At 49.0% G+C, this 6,332-nt stretch carries 5 protein-coding genes and 1 pseudogene; 3 read left to right on the top strand and 3 right to left on the bottom strand.

Features of this window, described 5'->3' with window-relative positions; genetic code table 11:
• Together QGT73_RS16735 and QGT73_RS16730 are read left to right on the top strand one after the other, a co-directional pair.
• A pseudogene (locus QGT73_RS16735) lies at nucleotides 1-118 on the top strand (IS982 family transposase); the annotation flags it as partial.
• A gap of 25 nt (nucleotides 119-143) precedes the next feature.
• A complete protein-coding gene (locus tag QGT73_RS16730; RefSeq protein WP_279129987.1) occupies nucleotides 144-902 on the top strand; it encodes a 4Fe-4S binding protein in 759 nt (252 codons plus the stop codon).
• Nucleotides 903-955: 53 nt separating this feature from the next.
• Here the strand turns inward: QGT73_RS16730 and QGT73_RS16725 are convergent, their stop codons facing one another.
• From QGT73_RS16725 to QGT73_RS16715, 3 genes are all read right to left on the bottom strand, one after another.
• Nucleotides 956-2,734: a DUF4303 domain-containing protein gene (locus QGT73_RS16725; RefSeq protein WP_279129986.1), complete on the bottom strand. Its 1,779-nt coding sequence runs from the start codon at nucleotides 2,732-2,734 to the stop codon at nucleotides 956-958.
• Nucleotides 2,724-3,464, bottom strand: coding sequence for a hypothetical protein (locus QGT73_RS16720; RefSeq protein WP_279129984.1), 741 nt, complete (start codon nucleotides 3,462-3,464; stop codon nucleotides 2,724-2,726). Before QGT73_RS16720 ends, QGT73_RS16725 begins: the two co-directional genes overlap by 11 nt.
• 189 nt (nucleotides 3,465-3,653) lie before the next feature.
• Complete coding sequence (locus QGT73_RS16715) at nucleotides 3,654-4,751, bottom strand: GrpB family protein (protein ID WP_279145065.1); 1,098 nt, start codon at nucleotides 4,749-4,751, stop codon at nucleotides 3,654-3,656.
• 243 nt (nucleotides 4,752-4,994) lie between these two features.
• On the opposite strand from QGT73_RS16715, the gene QGT73_RS16710 reads away from it, so the two are divergent.
• Nucleotides 4,995-6,233 (top strand): MFS transporter, encoded by a 1,239-nt coding sequence (locus tag QGT73_RS16710; RefSeq protein ID WP_279145063.1) that lies wholly within the window; start codon nucleotides 4,995-4,997, stop codon nucleotides 6,231-6,233.
• Nucleotides 6,234-6,332: the final 99 nt, after the last annotated feature.

Here is a 6,332-nt window from a genome sequence, read left to right as displayed (position 1 = left end):
GTCTTTCGCTAATTTTATCACCAATGCCTTGAGTGCTATCGCTGCTTACTGCTTTTTCCCAAAGAAACCGTCTATCTCTTTGGAGTTTGTGACAGATAACCAGCTAACTTTGTTCTGATTGCTTATATCGAACTCACGTTAATATATATTTCAGCGCGACAGGCACTACGCGTAAATGTGTCGAAGCTGTAGCCTCGACACTGGGCGTGGAATCGGTGTCGGATATCAATCTTGCAGATAACCTCAATGCGGAGAAGCCTAATCCCGGTGGAGAAGATATTGTGACAGTCGCTGCTCCTGTTTATGGCGGACGACTTCCCGGGATGGTGGCTGAAAGCCTGTGCCGATTGCAAGGCAATGGTGCGAAGGCGATAGCGATGGTAGTGTATGGTAACCGTGATTATGACGACGCGCTCCTCGAATTGACCGACATCCTTACTCAGTGTGGATTCAACGTAATAGGTGCCGGTGCCTTTATCGGTCAACATTCAATATTCCCGACTGTGGGCTCGGAACGGCCCGACATGGATGACAAGCGTGAACTCAAGGCTTTTGGCAACGCATGCTGTGAGGCTGTCATGGCCGGCCGACAGGGTGGCTTAAACGTAAAAGGCAAACGCCCCTATAAGAAAATAGCTGGAGTACCCATGCATCCGCAAGTCGACCGTAAAGTATGCCGGTCATGCCGTAAGTGTGCCGACATGTGTCCGGCCGGAGCTATAAGTCCGGCCGAACCGTATGTTACCGACAATGACAAATGTATATCCTGCGGTAGATGTATCGCGGTCTGTCCTCACAAAGCGCGACACTATGCAGGGCTGAAATACTCGTTTGTCAACCGTCTGTTTGTATGGGGATTCTCCCGTCGCAAAAATCCCGAGTGGACAGTGGCTGATAGATAATCGCAAAAGGATCTGATGTATGGGGCGTATTCCGTGAGTGGAGAATCATTGGCTTATCTCTCACGGTCCAGGAATGTGGCGGCTAAGGAAGGCGGATTTATTCGGATTGCTGATTCGTTCTCAATGCTTTCGGTGTTGTCATCGTCCGACATGGAGACGAAACAAGTCATCCCGTCGGTGTGTTTCCCAAAGACTCCTGTATCTCTGAGCTGTTTCATGGCTGATATTACCGCATCGATGAAGAATTTTTCGCCCGGAAGGTTGCTGTAATGCTGCCAAAGCGATTTGCTGAGTTTTGACAGTTGGCTGTTGTCGGCATCGGAATATCCCCATTCGTCAGGCATCCATTGGGTTTCGCTATCCGGGTCATCATTGGCAGCCAGATACTCTATGGTGTTGACGGCGAGAAATAGAGTGACACAATTGCTGTCGGTGACCAATGCCGCCGCGTAGATATGCTCGTCACCCACCTGTGAGAGTATCTCCTGCATGTCTTTGGTTGTGGCGTCTATGATCTTTTTCGTCAGGCTCAGATAGAATGGATCTATCTCTTTTTTATTGTTGCGGGATTTATCATTTTCGTCCGAATTGGAAAAGTTCATGTCCTTGAGATGTTTCCGGGCTTCCTCCGATCCGAGCTTTGCTGCGTCTTCAAAATATTGGTAAGCCAGCTCTTCGTCTTCCTCCGTGCCACGGCCGAAAGCATAGGCTACTCCAAGAGCGTTGAGCACCATCCCATTTATTGGTTCCCACAAGTCGTCGATGCCTTCTTCGGCCTCCAGGAGATATTCCAGAGCCGCGTCATCGTCCTGCACTACGCCGAGCCCTTCCTGGCAGCAGATGCCGAGATAGGCTGCTGATTGCAGTTTGTTTCTGCCCTTGCATTTGGGATTGGTGTATGCTTTTTCAAACCAGTCGGCCGCTTTGGCGTAATCCTGTTCGACTTTACCCCAGCCGTGGAAATGGTAATAGCCCACCTGCCACTGGCCGCCGGGATGATTTCCGAAAGCGGCCAGTTCGTAAAAATCGAAAGCTGTGTCGATGTCCTGCTGCACGCCGACTCCCTGGTCATAGTCCAGACCGGCATTATAAGCACCCTGCATGTCGCCCCGCATGGCTGCCTTGGCATAGTAAGTGAGGCCGGCTTCGGGATTATTCTTTTCGGTCTCGAGATAAAAACCGTAGTTGTTGCATATTACAGGCGATATTTCAGCAAGCGCGCTGAAATAAGCCTCGTAGACATCCTGCTTGATGCTGCATAATCCCGATTTGCGGATGTCGCAGTAGTTGCCCCAGCCGGCACATACTCGTCCCCGGAAGCTACGTTCATACCATTCTTTGGCTATCGGATAGGCCCAGGCATTATATTTGTTTTCATTCTTGAATTTTTTGGCAAGCTCGGGTTCCACGAGCAGATAGTCGCCCCAGAAATAGACATTGCCTATCATGTAGCAACAAAAAGCATTGCCACGCTCGGCCTGCCCGAGTATCTCGTCAAAAGCCTCCTTGAATGAGGCAAAAGGCATGCCGCGCTGCACGGCGGGGGTGAAGTTGCCGCTTCTCACTGCACAAAGCACACCGGTGGCACTCCCCATCAGCGCGCTTTTCTGCATCAGCATAGAGGCATTGGCATCGTCGGTGGCGAAGCCGGCTCCGCTCCACACGTATTCTTCGCCCATGAAGCAGCGTGCAATGAAGCACAACGCATCGGCGTCACCTTGCTGTGCCGCCTGCATAAGCATCGCATAGCCGCGATGTATCTCCTCGCGGTCAAAACTTGTCCATATAAGATCAACTGCCTTCACGACAGGCAGGCTGTATTTACCGTTCATCGTCTTCGTCTAAAAATCGGAATACTAATCTCTGAAAATGATCGTTGACATCAAAATTTGTCCATTGCGGCCCGGGGGCGGGATACTCATGACTGAGCGCGAGTTCCCACAGCCATCCGCGTAAGGCCGCGAAGTCGGTAATGACCCCGCGACATCCTGTCGGCTCTGAATCGTTCCATCTGACCCATTCGACTTTATAGGCGGTGGTAGCGTCAGACTTTTCATACCGGCGTACGGTCATGTATCCGCCATTGTCGCCGGAGATGGTATAGTTAAGCCACCGCGACACGCCGTCGCGTATATTCTCAAGTGCGGCCATGACATCGGAAAAGTCAAAATGTCGGAATTCTTGGCCATCTACCATAAGGCTTGTCGATGTTTTTTCTGGCTCGGGGCTCAGCTCCTCGCATACCCAGTCGGTCATGTCGGGCAATTTGGCCGAGTGGAAGAAGTCGCACATCATGCCAATGGCTTTTTCGCAATCAATCCCGTTTTTGCACATTCGCAACACGGTTTTCCGTACTCTGAAATATACGGCGAAGCGCGAATCTTTATAGAATGTCATGGCAAAAGCCTCGGCCTCCCGGATGATTTTGACAGGGAGGCACTTTTCCAGAGTGACATATTCGTTGGACTTGATATTATACAAGGCATTGAATATGCGCTCGTATGTCACATTTGAGGTCCTTTGCTCGCCATTATCAGTAATAAGCACATGTTGTGTATTCATTGGCAGACATTAATTATTGATATTCATAACTTAGGTTCTGCAAAAATAAATATTTTTGGCAACTATCTTTTAAAATCTCTGAATTTCATATGCTGCATCTGCAACACCCTTTGCCGCTTTGATTATTCATTTTTGATGGATGTGATGGTTGTATCTTATGCGTTTTCAGGTTGGTTGTTACTCGTTTTTTCAAAAATGTATCGAATCAATAAAAGCATCGGCTTCATCTCTTGTGTGAAACACGATGATGTTGAGTCGTTGCCTGTGTTCTGAGAGCAGGTCGCGAATAACCGGCAGTTGCTGTGATGGAAAATCAATAATCCATTGACGAAATCCGGCATCCAGCTTGTCGTCGGACCACGGCATATCCTCCCTCGACTTACCTATGCGTTCCTCCGCGCCTGCGAGACATACAGCCAACGGCAGGTCGAAGAAAACGACTGTGTCACAACATTCGAGCCTTCGTGGCATCGTATGAAGATAGTTCCCGTCAATAATCCACTCATTTCCGGCCATAATCTTTTCAATCTGTGTGACAAATTGTTCCCTGCTCAATGTGGTACGGTCAGGCAAATGCCATATCGTATCAAGATAGTGCAGCGGAAGCCCTGTCTTGGCCGAAAGTTTCCTTGCAAAAGTACTCTTGCCGGCCCCGGGACAACCGATTATAATGATTTTTTTCATCTTAGTTAAGCCATTCGTGATATTAGGTTCATTAGCATGATTATTGTTGCGATTTTTTGCAATGGATGTGATGCGGGTTACAAAGTCTGATTTTGCCGCAGTATATGCGTCACGGTCATTCTTGTATTTGGGCAGTAGACTTAGTTTGAGCATCTCATATTCCCGAGCCGTCTCGGGATGGCTCCTCAGATAGTCACGAAAATAGATTTCATCGTTATCTCCGCAAGCACGGACGTGGATGTGGAACACTCTGTCGGCATATCCGTCTGGTGTGTAACCTTTGTTGAAACTCATTCTGCCGATAGATGCTGACATACATATATATCCAGCCGACTCCATACGAGTCCTGACATTCTCCCAATCATGATTGACAGTAATTTCGACAAGGAGGTCGATGATTGGCTTGGCATGAATCCCCTTGATAGCTGTACTGCCGATATGAGTGACTGTTAACGGCGAGATGTCGGACAACAATCGGTAAAGGCTTACACGCTCCTCTTCGGCCCATTTCTTCCATTGAGCCTGATGTGGTGTCAGCACTATCGGGAACAGTTCCCACAGTTGCCGGAGAGTCATATTTTTAAGCCCATGTTCGATTGCCATCCGCATTTTGTTTGCATAGGTTGATGTTATTGGAGGTATTATTTTGCAAATTTAATAGTTTGACGGCCATATTGCAATCGATTTGCTGATATTTTTTATTGCCGGTATCGGGTTAATTAATGTATTTTACCATGATAAACGTATTGTTTACGGGTGAAATTAAACTTTTTTAAGTATATGTATCTTATTACTTAAATAAGCAATCACGTTTTTCAAAATATACGGTTAAGAAAGAAATGACATATGTCTGCTGTTAAGTTTTCGATAAGAAATTATGTGGCTGTCATCGCTGTGCTGATAGTCCTTGTGATGACTGTGCTGGATGTCACGGTGGTCAATGTCGCGTTGCCGGTTATGGCTGATAAGTTTGGCATATCCGACTCGGATGCCGTATGGATTGTCACAGTCTATCAGTTGATCATTACCATGCTTTTGCTGCCGATGTCATCGTTTGGCGACCGATACAGCTATCGTCGGTGTTTCATGGTCGGCGTGCTGGTCTTTACGATTTCGTCAGTGATGTGCGCATTATCCGGGTCGTTTGCCATGATTGTAGCCGCCAGAGCATTACAAGGGGTAGGGGCCGCAAGTGTCATGGGTGTGAATATAGCCCTTACACGGCTCATATATCCGCGCGAGGTGCTTGGCCGCGGGCTGGCTCTCAATGCCATGGTCATCGCCATAGCTACCGCTGCCGGACCTACCATAGCAGGAGCTGTACTTTCAGTCGCGTCGTGGCATTGGCTTTTTCTCATAAACGTGCCTTTTGGACTTGTGGCATTTATTCTTGGCAAGAAGCTATTGCCGTCCAATCCGCCAAGAGAACATTGCGGACATTATGATTGGGTGAGTGCGATACTCAATGTCATAGTGTTCGGGCTGATATTTCTGTCGGTCGGTAATTTTGCCCGAAAAGGAGATGTGACGGTCAATGCGTGTATGCTGGCAGTCGGAGTTGTGACAGGTATTTTCTATGTGCGCCGTCAGCTTGGCATGGAGTCTCCGATGTTGCCGGTCGACCTGTTTAGGATAAGGCTCTATTCGCTGAGCATCTCCACGTCGGTGTGCTCGTTCATAGCCCAGAATCTGGCGATGATTGCGTTACCGTTTATGTTTCTCAATAGTTATGGATTTTCGGAAATAAATACGGGGCTGCTTATGACACCGTGGCCGTTGGCTACAATGATAGTATCGCCGTTGGCCGCCCGTTATGTCGAGCGTCATAATGCCGGAATCACTGCTGCATGCGGCATGGCTGTCTATGCGGCCGGAGTGGTGTTGCTGATATCCGCGCCATCGTCGGGGACAGCCGAGTGGAATATCGCGTGGCGCATGGCCGTGTGTGGCATTGGATTCGGCCTGTTTCAGACTCCTAACAATATCGTAATGGTTATGGCCACCCCTGTACATCGTACCGGCGGTGCGGGCGGCATGCAGAGTACCGCCCGTCTTGTCGGGCAGACGTTGGGTGCGACTTTGTAGGCTCGACACCGGGGCGCCTTGCCGCATTTCTGCGGTAGGTTTCCCCGAGTCTGCCCCCGAACCGGACTTACACCTTTCAGCGTATCCGGCTCTCCATTG

It is taken from the genome of Duncaniella muricolitica, assembly GCF_910574735.1.
Lineage (GTDB): Bacteria > Bacteroidota > Bacteroidia > Bacteroidales > Muribaculaceae > Duncaniella > Duncaniella muricolitica.
This window is presented reverse-complemented; position numbering and strand designations above follow the sequence as displayed.